The following is a 993-nucleotide window of genomic DNA, read 5'->3' on the forward strand; positions in this document are numbered from 1 at the left end:
AAGGTATGGACCTTGGCCGGTACGCGGCCGCTTTTCTGGAACACCACCTGGATCGGCAGCGGTGGCGGTTCAAAAGCCTCCAGCACAACCTCCAACTCCCCCGCCGCCACCGCTGCCGCGACCTGATAAGACAGCACCCGCGTCATGCCCCAACCCAGGCGCGCCAGGTTGATCGCCGCATTATTTGCCGTGACCACCAGACGCGGCTCGATGGGTACCGTCAACGGCTGCCCGGCGTCGACGAACGCCCATTCACTTACCAGCTGGCTGGAGGATGACGTGACGATCTTGGCTTCACGCAACTGCTCAGGCCGTTGCGGCCGACCGTGCTGGTCGAGGTAACCGGGCGATGCACACACCACCCGGCGCACTTCCCCGACCTTTATGGCCTGCTGTCCAAGTTCTTGCAGATGACCGATACGCACGGCCACATCGACGCCTTCGTCGGTCATGTTAACCACACGGTCGACCAGTAAGGCGGTGATATTTACCAAGGGAAAGCGGTCCAGGTAATCCCCCAGCACCGGCGCCACATACAGCTCGCCGAACAGCACCGGCGCGGTCACCGTCAGGTGGCCGCCGGGGATGGAGTAGCTGCCCGCCGCCGCTTCCTCGGCTTCATCGAGCTCGGCCAGGATGCGTCGGCAATCTTCCAGGTAACGTTGGCCGGCTTCGGTCAGGTGCAGGCTGCGGGTGGTGCGTGCCAGCAACTGCGTGCCGATACGCTGTTCCATGGCGGCAATCGCTCGGGTCACGCTGGGCGGCGAGGTTTTCAGGCGCCGCGCAGCGGCAGCGAAGCCCTCCTCCTCGGCCACCGCCAGGAATACCTGCATCTCATGAAATCGATCCATCGGCACGCCTTCTCATTAGCTGAAAACTACTCACCCGTGGCGAGGGAGCTTGCTCCCGCTGGGGCGCGCAGCGGCCCCCAAAAAAATAACCGCGTATTGCCTGAATCAATGCGCTGCCCTTATTGGGGCTGCTGCGCAGCCC

General features: G+C 63.5%; 1 protein-coding gene. It reads right to left on the bottom strand.

What is annotated here, in order from left to right:
* Positions 1 to 851, bottom strand: an 851-nt coding sequence (locus FEM54_RS33100) for a LysR family transcriptional regulator (protein ID WP_138454341.1), incomplete at its 3' end; no start/stop codon positions are given.
* Between the last annotated feature and the right edge of the window lie 142 nt (positions 852 to 993).

Origin of the sequence: Pseudomonas edaphica, from assembly GCF_005863185.1 — a bacterium.
Taxonomy (GTDB): Bacteria; Pseudomonadota; Gammaproteobacteria; order Pseudomonadales; family Pseudomonadaceae; genus Aquipseudomonas; species Aquipseudomonas edaphica.